Origin of the sequence: Streptomyces sp. NPDC002088, from assembly GCF_040296605.1 — a bacterium.
GTDB lineage: Bacteria > Actinomycetota > Actinomycetes > Streptomycetales > Streptomycetaceae > Streptomyces.
Window position 1 is genome coordinate 302,664 of record NZ_JBEOXO010000009.1, and the last position, 17,061, is coordinate 319,724.

Consider the following 17,061-nt stretch of genomic DNA (forward strand, 5'->3'; position numbering starts at 1 on the left):
CCCTACGCGGACTGGCGGAACCGGGTCGTCCGGTGCACCGGATCCGTGTCGATCTTCGGGATCACGTGCTCGCCGATCAGCCGGATCGTCTGGAGCGTCTCCTCCTTCGGCACCCCGACCGGCAGCCCGAAGCTCAGCTGATCCGCGCCCGCCTGCTCCCAGCGCTTGCACTGGCGCAGCACCTCGTCCGGGTCGCCGCAGATCAACAGCTCCTCCTCGACGAGGAGTTCGACGAACTCGGGCGTGTACTCGGGCAGCGTTTCCGGCCAGACCGGGAAGCCCTCGGGGCGCGGGAAGGTGTCGTGGTAGCGGAAGACGAGGGAGGGGAGGTAGTGCAGCCCGCCGTTGGTCGCGATCCGGATCGCCTCGTCGTGCGTGGGCGCGCAGATCGCCGTCGTCGTCACCATCACGTTGTCGTTGACGAAGTCGCCGATCGGCTCGGCGTTCACGACCGCCGTCTTGTACTGCTCCAGCACCCATTCCATGTCGGAGACCTTCTGGATGCTGAAGCCGAGGACGCCGAGTCCCTTCTTCGCGGCCATGGCGTACGACGGCGGCGACCCGGCCGCGTACCACATCGCCGGGTGCGACTTCCCGTACGGCTTGGGGAGGACCTTGCGCGGCGGCAGCTGCCAGTGCTTGCCCTGGAAGCCGACGTACTCGTCCTGGAGCCACATCTTGGGGAACTCGGCGATCGTCTCCTCCCAGATCTCCTTGGTGTAGTTCATGTCCGTGATGCCGGGGAGGAAGCCGAGGATCTCGTGCGAGCCGGCCCCGCGTCCGCTGCCGAACTCGAAGCGGTTCTCGCTGAGGTGGTCGAGCATGGCGACCTTCTCGGCGACCTTCACCGGGTGGTTGACCTGGGCGAGCGGGTTGAAGATGCCGGAGCCGAGGTGGATGCGCTCGGTGGCGTGGGCGAGGTAGCCGAGGAAGACGTCGTTGGCGGAGAGGTGCGAGTACTCGTCCAGGAAGTGGTGCTCGGACGCCCAGGCGTACTTGAAGCCGGACTTGTCCGCCTGGATGACGTACTCGGTCTCCTCCATCAGCGCCTTGTGCTCGGCGAGCGGGTCGGTCTCGGCGCGCTTGCCCACGTATCCCTGTACAAAGAGCCCGAATTCCAAGGCAGGTCACCATCCCTACATTCCTGACGCTCCGTCAGATTGTCTGCCGCCCGACTGTTGCACCGCCCGCATGCACCGTCAATAGCTGACGGGCAGTCAGATACGGGGGTCAGACAACCGCCACCCCCGCCAGCCAACCCCCGTCGATCACGAACGGCTGCCCGGTGATGTACGAGGAGTCGTCGGAGGTGAGGAAGAGGGCCAGCCGGGCCACCTCCTCCGGCTTCCCGATGCGCCCGAGCGGCACGAGCTTGCGGTACAGCTCGTCCAGCGCCCGGCTCATCCCCTCCGCGTCCGCCGTCGGGTCCAGTTGGGCCGGGTTGGACATCGCCGTGTCGATGGCGCCGGGGCACATGGCGTTGACCCGGATGCGCCGGTCCGCGAGCTCCAGGGCGGCGACGCGGGTGAGGCCGAGGATGGCGTGCTTGGTGGCGGCGTACGCGCCCACGGCCGCCATGCCGGTCACGGCCGTGTAGGAGGCGGTGTTGACGATCGTGCCGCCGTCCTCCAGTACCGGCGCGACGGTCTTGATGCCGAGGAAGCAGCCGACCTGGTTGACCTGCACGACCTGCATGAACTCGTCGAGGGGCGTGTCGAGGAGGGAGTTGAAGCGCAGGATGCCGGCGTTGTTGACCAGGCCGTCGATCCGGCCGTACGCGTTCTTGACGGCACTCACGGCGGACCGCCACTGGTCCTCCTGGCTCACGTCCAGGTGGACGTACCGCGCGCCCAGCTCCTTCGCGAGGGCCTCGCCCTGGTCGTCGAGGACGTCGGCGACCACGACGTCGGCCCCCTCCGCTCTGAACAGGCGGGCCTCCTGCTCCCCCTGCCCGCGCGCCGCACCGGTGACGATCACGACGCGTCCGTCCAGCTTGCCCATTCCGTTCTCCTTGGGAGTCTCGGAGGTGTTGGAGTCTCAGAGGTGGGGCGCCACATCGGCACCGAACGCGGCCATCTGGTCGGTGAGTTCGGTGCGGCTCCGGCAGCGGAACCGCACCTGGACCTGGTGCACGCCCATCGCGCGGTACGCCCGCAGGGACTCGGCGAGCGCGTCCGGGGAGCCGGTGAGGGTCCGCCGCCCGACGTCCCAGGCGGGCGTGCCGACGTACAGGGGCTCGGTGATGGCGCCGACGGTGAGCGGATCCTCGACGCCGGCCTCGGCGCGCAGCCGCTTCAGCCTGCCGATCTGCGCGGGCAGCCGGTCGCGCGGGTCGCCCTGCGGCAACCAGCCGTCGCCCTTGAGCGCGGCCCGGCGCACGGCGGCGGGCGAGGAGCCGCCGACCCAGAGGGGGATGCGGGCTTGGGCGGGGCGGGGACGCTGGCCGAGCCCCTCGAAGTCGTAGAGCTTGCCGTGGTGTTCGGGAAACTCGTCCGGGCCGAGAGCGGCGCGCAGGGCGTCGACGGACTCGTCGAGCACGGCCCCGCGCCGGTCGAAGTCCACCCCGAGCGCCTCGAACTCCTCCCGCACATGCCCGGCCCCGACGCCGAGGATCAGCCGCCCTCCGCTGAGGTGATCGAGGGTGGCGTACTGCTTCGCGGTGAGGAGGGGGTGCCGTAGCCCCACGACGGCGACGTGGCTGAGCAGCCGCACCCGCCGGGTCACCCCCGCCAGGAAGGCGAGGGTGGCGACGGGGTCGTACCAGACCGTGCTCATGGCGGAGGCCAGCCGGCGCGGGATGGCGACGTGGTCGCAGCCCGCGAGGTAGTCGAAGCCTGCGCGGTCGGCGGTGCGGGCGATGTCGAGGAGGTCGTCGGGGCCGGCGGCGGCCTCCCAGGGTTCGGCGTAGATCGTGCTCTGGGACTGGACGGGGAGTTGTATCCCGTAGCGGAGGGCGGCGCTCATTGCGGCCCGCTCCACAGTCCGTCGTCCGTGAGCCCCAGCAGCTCGATCGCGTTGCGCCGTACGATCCGCTCGACGACGTCCGCGTCCAGGTGCCCCATCTGGGCCTCGCCGACCTCCCGCGACTTCGGCCAGGTGGAGTCGGAGTGGGGGTAGTCGGTCTCGTAGAGGACGTTGCCGACGCCGATGGCGTCCAGGTTCCGCAGCCCGAAGGCGTCGTCGAAGAAGCAGCCGTAGACGTGCTCGGCGAACAGCTCGGAGGGCGGCCGGTGCACCTTGTCGGCGACGCCGCCCCACCCACGGTTCTCCTCCCACACGACGTCGGCGCGCTCGAGGATGTACGGAATCCAGCCGATCTGACCTTCCGCATACATCACCTTGAGGTGGGGGAAGCGTTCGAACTTGCCGCTCATCAGCCAGTCGACCATCGAGAAGCAGCAGTTGGCGAAGGTGATGGTGGAGCCGACGGCGGGCGGGGCGTCGGCGGAGGTGGACGGCATGCGGCTCGACGACCCGATGTGCATGGCGATGACGGTGCCCGTCTCGTCGCAGGCGGCGAGGAGGGGGTCCCAGTCGTCGGTGTGGACGGAGGGCAGGCCGAGGTGCGGGGGTATCTCGGAGAACGCGACGGCACGGACCCCGCGGGCGGCGTTGCGCCGTACTTCCGCGGCGGCGAGCTCGGCGTCCCAGAGGGGGATGAGGGTGAGGGGGATGAGCCGTCCCCGCGCCTGGGGCCCGCACCACTCCTCCACCATCCAGTCGTTGTAGGCGCGCACACAGAGCAGCCCCAGTTCGTGGTCCTGGGCCTCGGTGAAGGTCTGACCGCAGAAGCGGGGGAAGGTGGGGAAGCAGAGGGCGGACTGGACGTGGTTGACGTCCATGTCGGCGAGGCGCTGGGGGACGTCGTACGACCCGGGCCGCATCTGCTCGTACGTGATCACCTCCAGCTTGATGTCGTCCCTGCTGTAGCCGACGGCGGTGTCGAGGCGGGTGAGGGGACGGTGCAGGTCCTCGTAGATCCACCAGTCGCCGAGCGGGCCGTCGTCACCTGGGCTTCCCATGACGGGCTTGAAGCGGCCGCCGAGGAAGGACATCTCCTTCAGCGGGGCGCGGACTATCCGCGGGCCGGTGTCCAGGAACTTCTTCGGGAGGCGGTCCTGCCAGACGTCGGCGGGTTCGACGGTGTGGTCGTCGACGGAGATGATCAGCGGGAAGGTCGGATGGGGCTCCTTGGTCTCCATGGCGCCCACGGTAGCGCCGATCTGACGACCCGTCAGCTAGGCGACCGCGCCTCTCGGTGATCGGGTGTGTGCGGAACTGTGCGGAGAGGGCGTGAGGGCCTTGTGATATCCCGTGCGCCCAGCTGTGCCATGCCTGTGATCGGCGTCTCGCCCGGCTGACGCATCCGCCATGAACAAGGCAAACTGGCGTAGTTGTTGAGGATGCCTAGGGGGACCCCGATGGACGACGGTGTACCGCGCGTGCCGGAGCAGAGGCGTCCCGGCTCCTCCAAGGAGCCGGCGGCGCTGCGCTTCAGCGTGCTCGGTCCGGTGCGCGCCTGGCGCGGCGAGGAGCCCCTGACCACGGGCTCTCCCCAGCAGCGCGCGCTGCTCGCCGCCCTGCTGCTGCGCGAGGGCCGTACGGCGACGGCGGCCGAGCTGATCGACGCGCTGTGGGGCGAGGAACCGCCTTCGCAGGCGCTGGCGGCGCTGCGGACGTACGCCTCCCGGTTGCGGAAGGTGCTCGACGCCGGCGTCCTGGTGAGCGAGTCGGGTGGCTACGCGATCCGTTCGCCTGGCGAGGGCGCCCTGGACCTGGCGGTGGCGCAGGACCTGGCGACGGAGGCGGAGAAGGCACGGAACGCCGGCGACCTGTGCCATGCGCGGGAGGTGCTGGGGCGGGCGCTGGCACTGTGGGACGGAGAGACGCTGGCCGGGGTGCCGGGCCCGTACGCGGAGGCCCAACGGGTCCGCCTGCAGGAATGGCGCCTGCAGCTCCTCGAATCCCGCCTCGACATGGACCTGGAGCAGGGCTGCCACGCGGAGGCGGTCTCGGAACTGACCGCCCTGACGGCGGCGCACCCCCTGCGGGAGCGGTTGCGCGAGCTGCTGATGCTGGCGCTGTACCGCAGCGGCCGTCAGGCGGAGGCGCTCGCGGTGTACGCGGACACGCGCCGCCTGCTCGCCGAGGAACTGGGCGTCGACCCCCGCCCCGGCCTCCGCGACCTCCAGCAGCGCATCCTCCAGGCGGACCCGACCCTCGCCGAACCGTCGGCCCCGGTGACGGAGCCCGCCGCGGCGCCGATCCGCCCGGCCCAGCTCCCCGCGACCGTCCCGGACTTCACGGGCCGGGCGTCTTTCGTCGCGGAGCTCGGCGAGGTACTGGCCTCGGCCGAGGGCCGGGTGATGGCGGTGTCGGCGCTGGCGGGAATCGGGGGCGTCGGCAAGACGACCCTCGCCGTGCACGTGGCCCACCAGGCCCGGTCGTCCTTCCCGGACGGGCAGTTGTACGTCGACCTCCAGGGCGCGGGTGCGCGGGCGGCGGAGCCGGAGACGGTGCTGGGCTCGTTCCTGCGCGCGCTGGGCACGGCCGACTCCGCGATCCCGGACTCCCTGGAGGAACGCTCGGCCCTGTACCGCTCGGTCCTCGACGGCCGCCGGGTCCTGGTCCTGCTGGACAACGCGCGCGACGCGGCCCAGGTACGTCCCCTGCTGCCGGGCACGGAGGGCTGCGCGGCCCTCGTGACCTCCCGGGTCCGCATGGTGGACCTGGCCGGGGCCCACCTGGTCGACCTGGACGTCATGTCCCCCGACGAGGCGCTGTCCCTGTTCACGAAGATCGTGGGCGGGGAGCGGGTGGCGTCGGAGCGGGAAGCGGCCCTGGACGTGGTGGCGGCGTGCGGCTTCCTGCCCCTGGCCATCCGCATCGCGGCCTCCCGCCTGGCGGCACGCCGCACCTGGACGGTCTCGGTGCTGGCGGCGAAGCTCGCGGACGAGCGCCGCCGGCTGGACGAGCTCCAGGCCGGCGACCTGGCGGTGAAGGCCACCTTCGAACTGGGCTACGGCCAGCTGGAGCCGGCCCAGGCCCGGGCGTTCCGGCTGCTGGGGCTTGCGGATGGGCCGGACATCTCGCTGGCCGCGGCGGCCGCGGTGCTGGACCTGCCGCCGGAGGAGACGGAGGACCTGCTGGAGTCGCTCGTCGACACGTCCCTCCTGGAGTCGGCGGCTCCCGGCCGCTATCGGTACCACGACCTGGTCCGGCTCTACGCGCGTGCCTGCGCGGAGCGGGACGAGCAGCCTGCCAGCGAGCGGGAAGCTGCCATGTCGCGGTTGCTGGACTTTTATCTGGGAACGGCTGCCGGAGTTTATGCGATCGAGCGGCCGGGGGACCGGACTGTCGCGCACCTAGAGCAGAGCCGGTATGAGGGACAGCTGTTCTCCGACGCTTCGGAGGCAACGGACTGGCTGCACACGGAGGCCGAGCCCCTTCTCGCGTGCGTCCAGCAATCGCTGCGGCCCGCAACGCTGCGACGGGCCATCGACCTCCTCTTGGCCACCATAGATCTGGCGGAGTCCGGGGCCGGCTCACGCCGATACGAGACGACGGCCATGGCCGCGTGTGACGCAGCGGCGGCCCAGGGAGATCCGCACGCCGAAATGCGCTCGCGCATCACGTTGGCCCAAGTCCTCAGCCAGTCGGGCCGATTCGAGGAGGCAGAGCGGGAAGCCAAGCGCGCCGACTTGCTCAATGAGGCCGCCGACGACGCCTGGACCAGCAGCACCGCTCCCAATCAGCTGGGCATCATCGCCATCTGCCGGTCCATGTACGCCGACGCCGAGGGCTATCTCCTCAGGGCGATACGGGCCTTCCAGGACGATGAGAACAAGCCCGGCGAAGCGAGCGCGGTCTGCAATCTCTCGCGCACTCTGGCGTCAATGGGCTGCAGTTCGCGGGCCATTGAACTGGCCCAACGAGGTATCAACATCTACGACGAGCTGGGGATGTCCGTACGTCTGGCGAATGCGCGCTACGCCTCAGGGACCGTCCTCATGCAGGCTGGCAGGCTGCCGGAAGCTCTGGAACAGCTCGAGAGAGCACTGCAGATCTTCACCGAGAGCCGCCAGCGTCTCTGGGAAGGCACCACCCACTTCCGCATCGCACAGGTGCACCTGGCGGCTCATCGCCGGGCCCAGGCTGCCCAACACGCCGAACAGGCTTTGGCGATCGGCTGCATCGGCGGCGACTGGATGCGGGCGAACACCCTGACCATTCTGGGCAAGGCGCTGGAGGCTCTGGGCCAACCGGATCGAGCCCGCGCTTGCTGGTTGGACGCGCTCAGGTTCTACGAAGCGACGGATTCATCCGAGGCAGGCGAGGTGCGCAGTCTGCTCGCTCCAGTCGCCGCAGCCTGAAAGCCTCCCCGCAAGGCCGTTCATCGAACGTTTATGGGCTGCTGCGACTATCGTCCCATCGATCCGTCGCGGTCTGGGGGCAGACGGATCTCCGGGGCCTCACGGCTACTCTGAGGCCTCCGGAACTCCTGTTCGGCAGTCCTCGGGGGAGCTGCCGGACGGGTGCTTCCGCCACAGTGCGTCATTTATCTACCGGGGAGTCCCGCCATGACCGAAGCCAAGAAGGCCGAGGAGATCACCACGCTGGACCAGCACGCACCAGCCCCGCCCAAGGCGGTCGAGGAGATCACCACGCTGGACCAGCACGCACCAGCCCCGCCCAAGGCGGTCGAGGAGATCACCACGCTGGACCAGCACGCACCAGCCCCGCCGGCCCTGGATCTCGGCAACAAGTAAAGACCTCCATCCAGACGGGGATCGGCCGCGGCGGCGCGGAGGGGGAGCCGTCGCGGCCGAGGTGTGCCCAGGGACAGGACCCAGCCAATCCAAGGCGGGAATTGTTCGATCCACTCGAACATTCGCCCCCTGGAGCTAGCGTGGCTCGCGCCCGGATCTCCCCTCCTCGACAGGAGCTGAAGTGAGCCGTACCAAGAAGATTGTTGCCACCATCGCCCTCGTGCTCGGCGCCACCGCCTCCGCCGCGAGCCCGGCTCTGGCCGACAGCCACATGCCCGTGAGCCCGCAGGACCAGAGCGCCACGGTTGTCACCCCGCTGGACAGCCACATGCCGTGACATGGCAACGCTCTTCCGACAGGGGCCGAACGTAAGCTCGACCCCTGTCGTGCGACCTCGCCGGCACAGCACCACCCACGCTGGCCCTGCCCCTCCTTACGCCCCAACGCAAAGATCCCGACGCATCGGCGAACGCCCCCTCCTTCTACGGCTCCGAGTTGCGCTACCAAAAGGGAGCTTGCGGGCCTCACGCTGGAACAACTGGCCGAGGCAGGCTTCCGGCGCGTTCCCTTCCTGAGCGGATCGAGCGGGGCGAGCGGAACACGCCCTTGGATCTGGCCCGCCACGTCGACAAGGTGCTGAAGACGGACGGCTTTTCTGCGCGGCGTTGTGAAGATGCGCGCGGGGCAGAGCAGTCGGAGCATGCGGTGGTTGCCGCCGGAGACGGTCGACAAGCAGGTCCAGGGCGCGATTGAAGCGCGCAAGGCGTTCTACGGATCCTCCCGGAAACGGCGCAAGCCCATCCGTTCAAGAAGATGAACGTCGCACCCTGACCGCGCCAGCGATCAAGGCTGACGGCCCGCCCGCCCCCGCAACTTCCCCTTGACCACCTTCCCGCTCGCATTCCGCGGCAGCTCCGCCACGAACTCCACCACCCTCGGCACCTTGTAGTTCGCCATCTCGCGGCGGGCCCAGGCGATCAGGTCGTCGGACGTGAGGACCGCGTTCTTCCGTCGGACCACGAAGGCCTTGGCGACCTCTCCCAGGCGGGTGTCCGGGATGCCGATGACCGCGATGTCCGCGACGTCGGGGTGCAGGGCGAGGAGTTGTTCGATCTCCGCCGGGTACGCGTTGAAGCCGCCGACGATGAACATGTCCTTGAGGCGGTCGGTGATGCGGAGGTTGCCCGCGTCGTCCAGGACGCCCACGTCTCCGGTGCGGAGCCAGCCGTCCGGAGTCAGGACCTCCGCCGTCGCCGCCTTGTCCTCGTAGTAGCCGCGCATGACGTTGAAGCCGCGGACCAGCACCTCGCCCGGTGTGCCCGGGGTCGCGGCGGCGACCCTCACCTCCGTCCCGGGGATCGCGCGGCCGGAGGTCGACGCGATGACCGACGGGTCGTCGCCGCGGCGGCACATCGTGACGATGCCGCTGGCCTCCGACAGCCCGTACGCCGTCAGGACCGTGTCCACCCCCAGCTCCCCCTTCAGGCGTTCCACCAGGCGGAGCGGTACCACCGCCGCGCCGGTCACCACGAGCCGCAGCGCCGACAGGTCGTAGGCGTCGCGGGAGGCGTGGTCCAGGAGGGACTGGTGGAGGGTCGGCGGGCCGGGGAGGACCGAGATCCGCTCCGCCGCGATGTTCGCCAGGACCGTGGCCACGTCGAACACCGGCTGGGGGATCATCGTCGCGCCGCGCGTCAGGCAGGCGATCACGCCCGCCTTGTAGCCGAAGGTGTGGAAGAACGGGTTCACGATGAGGTAGCGGTCGCCCGTCCGCAGCCCCGCCAGGTCGCTCCAGATCTCGTACGCCCGCAGCGTCTGCGCGTGGGTGATCACCGCGCCCTTCGGGCGGCCCGTCGTGCCGGACGTGAAGATGATGTCCGACGGCATGGCCGGAGCGACGGAGTCCGCCCGCGTCCGCACCTCCGCCTCCCCCACTCCCTCCCCGCTCGCCAGGAAGTCCTTCCAGGTGCGGAAGTCGGCGGGCGCGTCGTCCGACAGCACCACCACCTGCTCCAGCGCCGGAAGACCCGGCAGGGGACCGGAGCCCGCCCCCTCCCCCGCCGCCCTGCGCAGCGACGCCACATACGACGTCCCCAGGAACGTTCCCGTCACGAACAGCAGCCGCGCCCCGCTCCGCCGCAGCACGTCCGCCGCCTCCGCGCCCTTGAAGCGCGTGTTCAGCGGGACCAGTACCGCGCCCGCGGACACCGCGCCCAGCGCCGAGACGATCCAGTCGAGGGTGTTGGGGGCCCAGATGGCGACGCGGTCGCCAAGGCCGACCCCGTTCGCCACGCACGCCGCCGCCGCGCGTTCGACGCGGGCGCCCAGTTCGACGTACGAGATCCTCGTACGGCCCTCCACCACCGCCTCGGCGTCCGCGTACCGCTCGGCCGCCGCACGGACCAGGCCCGGGATGCTGCCCCACTCCGCGTCACCGTGCATCACCACCACCAGCCTCCCACCTCGTAGCTGACTACCCGTCAGATTAGTTGTAGCCTGACGACCTGTCAGCAGTTCAGTCCCGTACGGAGGTGCGTGCAGCATGGCCGACATAGGTGTGGGCAGCGGTGCAGGACCGGGACTCAAGGACGCCACCGCCATCGTCGGAATCGGCCAGACCGCCTTCGCCAAACACCTTCCCGAGGACGAGCGGACCCTCGCCTGCCGTGCCGTTCTCGCCGCCCTGGACGACGCCGGGATCTCCCCGGGCGAGGTCGACGCGCTCGCCTCCTACACCATGGAGGAGACCGACGAGGTGGAGCTGGCGAAGGCGGTCGGGTTCGGCGACCTCACCTTCTTCAGCAAGGTCGGCTACGGAGGCGGGGGTTCGTGTGCCACCGTCGCGCATCTCGCCGCCGCCATCGCCTCCGGGCAGGCGACGGTCGGGGTGGCCTGGCGGTCGCGGAAGCGGGGCTCAGGGCCCCGGCCGTGGAAGAACACGACCGCCCAGCTTCCCACCCCCGCCCAGTGGACCCGGCCCTTTGGGCTTCTCCGGCCGGCCGACGAGATAGCCATGCTCACCCGCCGGTACCTGCACGAGTACGGGGCCGGCCGGGACCACCTCTTCAACGTCGCCCTCGCCTGCCGGAACCGCGCCAACCAGAACCCGGCCGCCGTCATGTACGAACGGCCCCTCACCCGCGAGATGTACATGACCTCCCGGTGGATCAGCGAGCCCCTCTGCCTCTTCGACAACTGCCTGGAGACGGACGGGGCACTGGCCTGTGTGGTCGTGTCGAGTGAGCGCGCGCGTGACTGCCGACGGCCGCCCGTCTACATCCACTCCGCCGCCCAGGGCCTGCCCGCCCAGCACCACGGCATGGTCAACTACTGGAACGACGACCCGCTCACGGGCCCCGCCTGGACCGCCGCCCGGCACCTGTGGAAGCACGCCGACCTCACCCCGCAGGACGTGGACGTCGCCCAGATCTACGACGCGTTCACCCCCCTGATCCTCCTCTCCCTGGAGGGGTACGGCTTCTGCGGGCGCGGAGAGGGCGGGGCGTTCACGGAAGGGGGCGCGCTGGAGATCGGCGGGCGGCTCCCCCTCAACACCGGCGGCGGCGGGCTCAGCGAGGCCTACGTGCACGGCTTCAACCTCATCAACGAGGGCGTGAAGCAGCTGCGCGGAACCAGTACCGCGCAGGTCCCGGGCGCCGCCACCTGCCTGGTCACCGCCGGTGAAGGCGTACCCACCTCCGCCCTGCTCCTGCGGAACTGACGGCAAGCTGAGGAGTTGAGAACCATGCTCACCCCCGTCATCGACCCCGACGGCGCCCCCTTCTGGCAGTACGCCGCGCAGGGCGAGCTGAGGATCCAGGCCTGCGCCGACTGCGGTGAACTCCGCTTCCCGCCCCGCCCCTGCTGCCCCCACTGCCAGTCCTTCGGCACGACCTGGCGCAAGGTCGAGGGACGCGGACGCGTCTGGTCCTACGTCGTTCCCCATCCGCCGCTGCTGCCCGACTACGCGGAGCAGGCGCCGTACAACGTCGTCGTCGTCGAACTCGCCGACGCCCCCCGGATACGGCTGGTGGGGAATCTCGTCAGCCGGCCCGGCGCGCCGCTGAACTCCCTCTCCCCCGACCGCGTCCGCATCGGCGCCAGGGTGCAGGTCGTCTTCAGCGACGACGGCCTTCCCCAGTGGGTTCTGGAGCGGCCGTGAGCAACGTGCGGGTCAGCACCGACAAGGACACCGGCGTCGCCGTCGTCACCCTCGACCGGCCCACGAAGCTCAACGCCGTCGACCTCGACACCGCCGCCGAACTCGCCGCGGTCTGGCGCGAGTTCCGGTTCGACGACACCGTACGGGCCGTCGTGCTCACCGGGGCCGGCGAGCGGGCGTTCTGCACGGGGCTCGACCGGGACGCGGTCGTGCCGCAGCCCGGGTCGCCGTACATGCAGGACGATCCGCTGCTGCACATCGGGCCGAAGGCGAACGACCTGTGGAAGCCGGTCGTGGCCGCCGTGAGCGGGATGGCCTGCGGAGGGGCCTTCTATCTGCTCGGGGAGAGCGAGTTCGTCGTCGCCGACACGACCGCCACCTTCTTCGACCCGCACACCACCTACGGCATGGTCAGCGCCTACGAGTCGGTACTCATGGCGCATCGGATGCCGTACGGGGAGGTCGCCCGGATGATGCTGATGGGCAGCGCGGAACGGATCGGGGCGCGGCGGGCGTACGAGATCGGGCTCGTCTCCGAACTCACCGCGCCCGGCGAGGCGCCGGCGGCAGCGGTGCGCTGCGCCGCCGTCATCGCCGGGTATCCGACGGAGGGCGTACAGGGGACCGTGCGTGCGCTGTGGGCGGCCAAGGAGGCCGCCCGGGCGCAGGCGTTCGCGCAGGCACCGCACCTGATCGCGCTCGGCAACCTGCCCACGCACCGCCAGGCGGAACTGTTCGCCGCCCGGCGGACCGGGACCGGGGAGTTCCGGACGCGCTGACCGGCGCTGACCGGGTGCCGTCCACGTGCCACCGCCTGTCACGGGCATGCCACGACCTGGCGGCCACCCCGTACCCGGCGTAGCGTCTGGGACGAAGGCGGCGAACGGGCCGCCTCCCAGAGCGGCGGCCGCCGTCCCGGTCCCTTCCGTGCATCTGGGTACGACGGCCGTCCCCGGGCGTGCGCCCCACGCGCAGCGCCCTCACACTCGGCATCCTGCGTACCGCACCCCTACGCCGTGCGTGCCGTCCCCGTCCCCTTCTCCGCGTCCAGCGCGTACACACAGCGGTCCTTGCTGCACGCGTACACGACGCCGTCCTTCACCACCGGCGATCCGGTGATCTCGCCGCCCGTCGCCAGTTTCCACCGCAGTCGGCCGTCGTCGGCCTTCAGGGTGTAGAGCAGGTGGTCGGTGGAGCCGAAGTGGATACGGCCCTCGGCCACCGCGGGGGCGCCCACGATGTCGCCGCCCGCCTGGAAGCGCCACTTGGGCGTGCCGGTGACGGCGTCCAGGGTGTAGAGGCCCTTGCCGCTGCCGACGTGGACGTGGCCCGCGGCCACCAGCACCGGCTCGACGGACGACCGGGCCTCGGTGGCGATGCGCCAGCGGTCGCGGCCGTCGGCGGCGTCGAGGGCGTACACCGTGCCGAGGTAGTCGGCCAGGTACACCCCGCCGCCCGTCACCGCGGGGCCCGGCACGAAGGTGGGCGGGGAGAGGAAGACGGCCGGGGCCTCGAAGTGCCAGCGCACCATCCCGGTGGACACGTCGACGGCCAGGACGCGGGTGCCCGCGGAGAGGTACACGTAGCCGTCCTGGGCGCGGGTGACGCGGACCGGCACTCCGCCGCAGGAGGCGGCGTCGCCGATCGGGTACGACCAGCGCTCGTCGCCCGTGCGGGCGTCCAGGGCGCGCAGCCGGGCGTCCTGCCAGACGTACACCGTGCCGTCGTGGACGGCGGGGCCCGCCTCCGGGGACTCGAAGTCGCTCTGGCAGCCGCTGATCTCCCACAGCTTCTGGCCGTTGGAGGCCTCCCAGGCCTGGACGCCGCCGCCGCGCGTACCGGTGACGACCGTGCCCCGGTCGGCCTTCAGGGAGTACACCCAGGCATCCGTGGACAGCCGCCACAGGTCGCCGCCCTCGCGGGCCTCCAGCGCGAACAGGGTGGGCCCGTCGGAGGCGTGGATACGGCCGTCCGCGACCGCCATCGACCAGGCCACGTCCCGGGTCTTGAAGCGGCGGCGGCCGGTCGCCACGTCCAGGGCGTGCACCTCGAACGAGGTGACGTAGACGAGGTCGCCGTCGACCGCCGGGGTGCCCCACACGTCGTTCGACATGCGGAACCGCCAGGGGCGCCAGCCGGCCGCCGCCTCCGGGGGTGCCGGGGGCGGCGCGGGTACGGCGGGGTCGGCGCCGTTGACGCCGGGGCGGGGCTTGGCCCAGGAGGCGACCAGGCCGGCCTCCGGCGGGGGCGCCTTGACGGCGGCGGCGCGGGCGTCGGCGACGCGCGGGCCGGGCCCGATCGGCACCGCCGCGCCGGCCAGCCGCACGGGTCCGGTGTCGGGGGCGCCCATGGGGGCCGGCACGGGCGGCGGCGGGATGACGGGGTCGTGGGAAGGCGGGGGCGGCACGGGGGCCCGGGCGCCGCTGCGGGGACCGGTCGACGCCGGTTTCACCGGCGGGCGGCTGCCGCGGCGGGACTCGATGAGCGCCACCGCCTTCTCGGGCAGCCACGCGGACGCGGTACCGCTGTCGTCGGAGCCGGAGCCGAAGAGGTGCGGGGCCAGCTGGGCCTGGAGGTCGGCGGGGTTCGGGCGGCCCGTCGCCTCCATCTGCATGCAGGACTCGATGAGCGGGCGCAGCTCCTCCGGGAGGCCTTCGAGGTCGGGGCCCTCGCGCAGCAGCATGAACACGGTCTCGACGGGGTTGGCACCGTGGAAGGGCGGATGTCCGGTGGCGGCGAAGACCAGCATCGAGCCCAGCGAGAACACGTCGCTGGCGCCGGTGACGCTGCGGGAGTCCTTCGCCTGCTCGGGGGACATGTAGGCGGGCGTGCCGACAGCCACGTTCGTCATCGTCAAACGTGTGTTCGATACGCCGGAGGCGATACCGAAGTCGATCACCCGGGGGCCGTCCTCGACCACAAGGACGTTCGAGGGCTTGAGGTCGCGGTGGACGAGCCCGGCGCCGTGGATGGACTGGAGCGCCTCCGCGACACCCGCCGCCAGCCAGCGCACCGCCTGGGCCGGGAGCGGCCCGCAGTCGTTCACTATCTCCTCGAGGGAGGGCGCGGGGACGTACGCGGTGGCCAGCCACGGCACCGCGGCGCGCGGGTCGGCGTCGACGACCGCGGCCGTGTAGAAGCCGGAGACGGCCCGGGCCGCCTCCACCTCGCGCGTGAAGCGGACGCGGAAAAGCTGGTCCTCGGCGAGCTCCGTACGGACCGTCTTGATCGCCACGCGCCGGCCGGACGCCGAGCGGGCGAGATAGACCAGCCCCATGCCGCCGGCACCCAGCCGCCCCAGCACCTCGAACGGCCCGATACGCCGCGGATCGTGCTGCGTCAGCTGATCCACCACTTGCCCTGCCACCTCCCCGTACGGGCCGCGCCACCCACGTGTGTACGCGACCCCGTGCAGCGTCTCACCACCGCACCGTCATGACGGCACGCACCCTGATTCTTCCTGGCCGGGCACCAGGTTGCGAACCCGGTGACAATCGGGGTGTCTCGCACGATATCGGGATAAACATGTGGTGATCAGCGCTCCAGTAGCGCGAACGACGCCCCCTGATTGTCGGTGACAACGGCCACGGTGCCGTACGAAGCGGCGAAGGGACCCGCCTGGATCCGGCCGCCGAGCCGGTTGACGGCGGCGAGTGCGGCCGCGCAGTCCTCGACCCGGAAGTGGACGAGGAAGTGGGGCGGCATCTCGGCCGGGAAGAGGTCGGTGACGGGGGCGCGGCCGAAGTCGGGCTCGGCGTCCCGGCCGAAGAGGGCGTCGTGGAAGAGGCCGCCGTAGAAGGCGTTGGCGGCAGCGGTGTCGCGGGCGTAGAGCTGGGCCCAGGCGAAGGTGCCGGGCTCGTGGCGCGTTGCGAAACCCGGGTGGGTGCCGGGTTGCCAGAGGCCGAAGACCGCACCCTCGGGGTCGGCGACGAGGGCGGCGACGCCCAGGCCGTCGACCGGCTCGGGCGGCGTGACGACCTGCCCGTCGGCATCCCGGACGCGCCGGACCAGCGCCTCGGCGTCCGGGGTCGCGAAGTAGACCGTCCAGACGGTGGGCATACGGCCGTCCGTCTTGTGCGCGAGCGCGGCGACGGTCTCACCGTCCTTGCGGGCCCATACGGAGGTGCCGTACGCCTCCTCGAACGTCCACCCGAAGAGCTCACCGTAGAACCGCCTGCCCGCCTCCACGTCGGGAAGCTGCGCGTCCACCCAGCAGGGGACGCCCTCCCGGACGTCCTCTCCGTACCCCGATGCCCTGTTTTCGGCCATACCGCCAAAGTAACGGCGCCTCGGGCACCCCGCAGGACCAGGCACACCGCCCTCTCCACCCCCGTGCACCCCATTTGCAGTCGGCCGAATCGCGCTCCGATCACCCCTCGGTAAGCTGACGGCATGACAGGACAAGTGCGTACCGTCGACGGCCGCGTGGCCGGCCGGCGTGGGCAGGCGACCCGGCAGAAGCTGCTCGACTGCCTCAGCGAGATGCTCAGCTCCTCCCCGTATCGGGACGTCAAAGTCATCGATGTCGCCCGGAAGGCGGGCACTTCGCCCGCCACCTTCTACCAGTACTTCCCGGACGTCGAGGGCGCCGTCCTGGAGATCGCCGAACAAATGGCCGCCGAGGGTGCCGAGTTGACCGATCTGGTCGCCGGACGCTCCTGGGTCGGCAAGGCGGGCTGGCAGACCGCGCAGGAACTCGTCGACGGGTTCCTGGAGTTCTGGCGCCGCAACGACGCGATCCTCAGGGTCGTCGACCTCGGGGCCGCCGAGGGCGACAAGCGGTTCTACAAGCTCCGCATGAAGATCCTGAACTCGGTGAACAACTCCATCTCGGACGCCGTCGCCGAGTTGCAGTCCAAGGGCAGGGTCGACAAGGACGTGAACCCTGCCGCGGTCGCCGGCTCGCTGGTCGCGATGCTCGCGGCGGTCGCCGCCCACCAGAAGGGCTTCCAGACCTGGGGCGTCAAGCAGGCCGAACTCAAGCCGAACCTCGCCCTGTTGGTGCACCTGGGCGTGACCGGCAAGAAGCCGACGAAATAGCCCGGGCGCGTTTTGGATCCCCGTAAATACCCGTAGATCCCCTTAGACCCCAAGTCCTGTCAGGCAGGCGGTGGTTCACCCGGTCCGCCC

At 71.0% G+C, this 17,061-nt stretch carries 14 protein-coding genes and 1 pseudogene; 8 read left to right on the top strand and 7 right to left on the bottom strand.

Going from position 1 to position 17,061, the window contains the following annotated elements; translation table 11 throughout:
- Positions 1 to 2: 2 nt before the first annotated feature.
- From ABT114_RS21890 to ABT114_RS21905, 4 genes are all read right to left on the bottom strand, one after another.
- Positions 3 to 1,121 carry an LLM class flavin-dependent oxidoreductase gene (locus ABT114_RS21890; RefSeq protein WP_351144476.1) on the bottom strand — a complete coding sequence of 373 codons (1,119 nt, stop codon included), beginning with the start codon at positions 1,119 to 1,121 and terminating at the stop codon, positions 3 to 5.
- 109 nt (positions 1,122 to 1,230) lie between these two features.
- Positions 1,231 to 2,001 carry an SDR family NAD(P)-dependent oxidoreductase gene (locus ABT114_RS21895; protein WP_351144477.1) on the bottom strand — a complete coding sequence of 257 codons (771 nt, stop codon included), beginning with the start codon at positions 1,999 to 2,001 and terminating at the stop codon, positions 1,231 to 1,233.
- A 36-nt stretch (positions 2,002 to 2,037) separates the two neighbouring features.
- Positions 2,038 to 2,964 (bottom strand): LLM class F420-dependent oxidoreductase, encoded by a 927-nt coding sequence (locus ABT114_RS21900; RefSeq protein WP_351144478.1) that lies wholly within the window; start codon positions 2,962 to 2,964, stop codon positions 2,038 to 2,040.
- Positions 2,961 to 4,202: an amidohydrolase family protein gene (locus tag ABT114_RS21905; protein WP_351144479.1), complete on the bottom strand. Its 1,242-nt coding sequence runs from the start codon at positions 4,200 to 4,202 to the stop codon at positions 2,961 to 2,963. Before ABT114_RS21905 ends, ABT114_RS21900 begins: the two co-directional genes overlap by 4 nt.
- 219 nt (positions 4,203 to 4,421) lie before the next feature.
- Here ABT114_RS21905 and afsR point away from each other — a divergent pair, with 219 nt between their 5' ends.
- From afsR to ABT114_RS50600, 4 genes and pseudogenes are all read left to right on the top strand, one after another.
- A complete protein-coding gene (afsR, locus tag ABT114_RS21910; protein WP_351144480.1) occupies positions 4,422 to 7,373 on the top strand; it encodes an SARP-family global regulator AfsR in 2,952 nt (983 codons plus the stop codon).
- A gap of 207 nt (positions 7,374 to 7,580) precedes the next feature.
- The gene (afsS, locus tag ABT114_RS21915) at positions 7,581 to 7,769 is read left to right on the top strand and encodes a regulatory protein AfsS (RefSeq protein ID WP_351144481.1); all 189 of its coding nucleotides are present in this window, start codon (positions 7,581 to 7,583) and stop codon (positions 7,767 to 7,769) included.
- Positions 7,770 to 7,950: 181 nt separating this feature from the next.
- Entirely contained in the window at positions 7,951 to 8,106 is a 156-nt protein-coding gene (locus ABT114_RS21920; RefSeq protein WP_351144482.1) for a hypothetical protein, read from the top strand.
- A gap of 86 nt (positions 8,107 to 8,192) precedes the next feature.
- Positions 8,193 to 8,474 (top strand): annotated as a pseudogene (locus tag ABT114_RS50600) (helix-turn-helix domain-containing protein); the annotation flags it as partial.
- Between the two features lie 138 nt (positions 8,475 to 8,612).
- On the opposite strand, the gene ABT114_RS21925 reads toward ABT114_RS50600, so the two are convergent.
- Positions 8,613 to 10,211 carry a FadD3 family acyl-CoA ligase gene (locus ABT114_RS21925; protein WP_351144540.1) on the bottom strand — a complete coding sequence of 533 codons (1,599 nt, stop codon included), beginning with the start codon at positions 10,209 to 10,211 and terminating at the stop codon, positions 8,613 to 8,615.
- Positions 10,212 to 10,311: 100 nt separating this feature from the next.
- Between ABT114_RS21925 and ABT114_RS21930 the strand changes: the two genes are divergently transcribed.
- The 3 genes from ABT114_RS21930 to ABT114_RS21940 are packed head-to-tail and all read left to right on the top strand — an operon-like array spanning position 10,312 to position 12,710.
- Positions 10,312 to 11,490 (top strand): lipid-transfer protein, encoded by a 1,179-nt coding sequence (locus ABT114_RS21930; RefSeq protein ID WP_351144483.1) that lies wholly within the window; start codon positions 10,312 to 10,314, stop codon positions 11,488 to 11,490.
- Between the two features lie 24 nt (positions 11,491 to 11,514).
- Complete coding sequence (locus ABT114_RS21935) at positions 11,515 to 11,931, top strand: Zn-ribbon domain-containing OB-fold protein (protein ID WP_351144484.1); 417 nt, start codon at positions 11,515 to 11,517, stop codon at positions 11,929 to 11,931.
- Positions 11,928 to 12,710, top strand: coding sequence for an enoyl-CoA hydratase/isomerase family protein (locus ABT114_RS21940; RefSeq protein ID WP_351144485.1), 783 nt, complete (start codon positions 11,928 to 11,930; stop codon positions 12,708 to 12,710). Before ABT114_RS21935 ends, ABT114_RS21940 begins: the two co-directional genes overlap by 4 nt.
- Before the next feature lie 230 nt (positions 12,711 to 12,940).
- Here ABT114_RS21940 and ABT114_RS21945 read toward each other — a convergent pair whose 3' ends face one another.
- Positions 12,941 to 15,286 (bottom strand): outer membrane protein assembly factor BamB family protein, encoded by a 2,346-nt coding sequence (locus ABT114_RS21945; RefSeq protein WP_351144486.1) that lies wholly within the window; start codon positions 15,284 to 15,286, stop codon positions 12,941 to 12,943.
- A 179-nt stretch (positions 15,287 to 15,465) separates the two neighbouring features.
- Positions 15,466 to 16,200: an AfsK-binding protein KbpA gene (gene kbpA, locus ABT114_RS21950; RefSeq protein WP_351144487.1), complete on the bottom strand. Its 735-nt coding sequence runs from the start codon at positions 16,198 to 16,200 to the stop codon at positions 15,466 to 15,468.
- Between the two features lie 135 nt (positions 16,201 to 16,335).
- Between kbpA and ABT114_RS21955 the strand changes: the two genes are divergently transcribed.
- Positions 16,336 to 16,971 carry a TetR family transcriptional regulator gene (locus ABT114_RS21955; protein ID WP_351144541.1) on the top strand — a complete coding sequence of 212 codons (636 nt, stop codon included), beginning with the start codon at positions 16,336 to 16,338 and terminating at the stop codon, positions 16,969 to 16,971.
- Positions 16,972 to 17,061 lie beyond the last annotated feature (90 nt).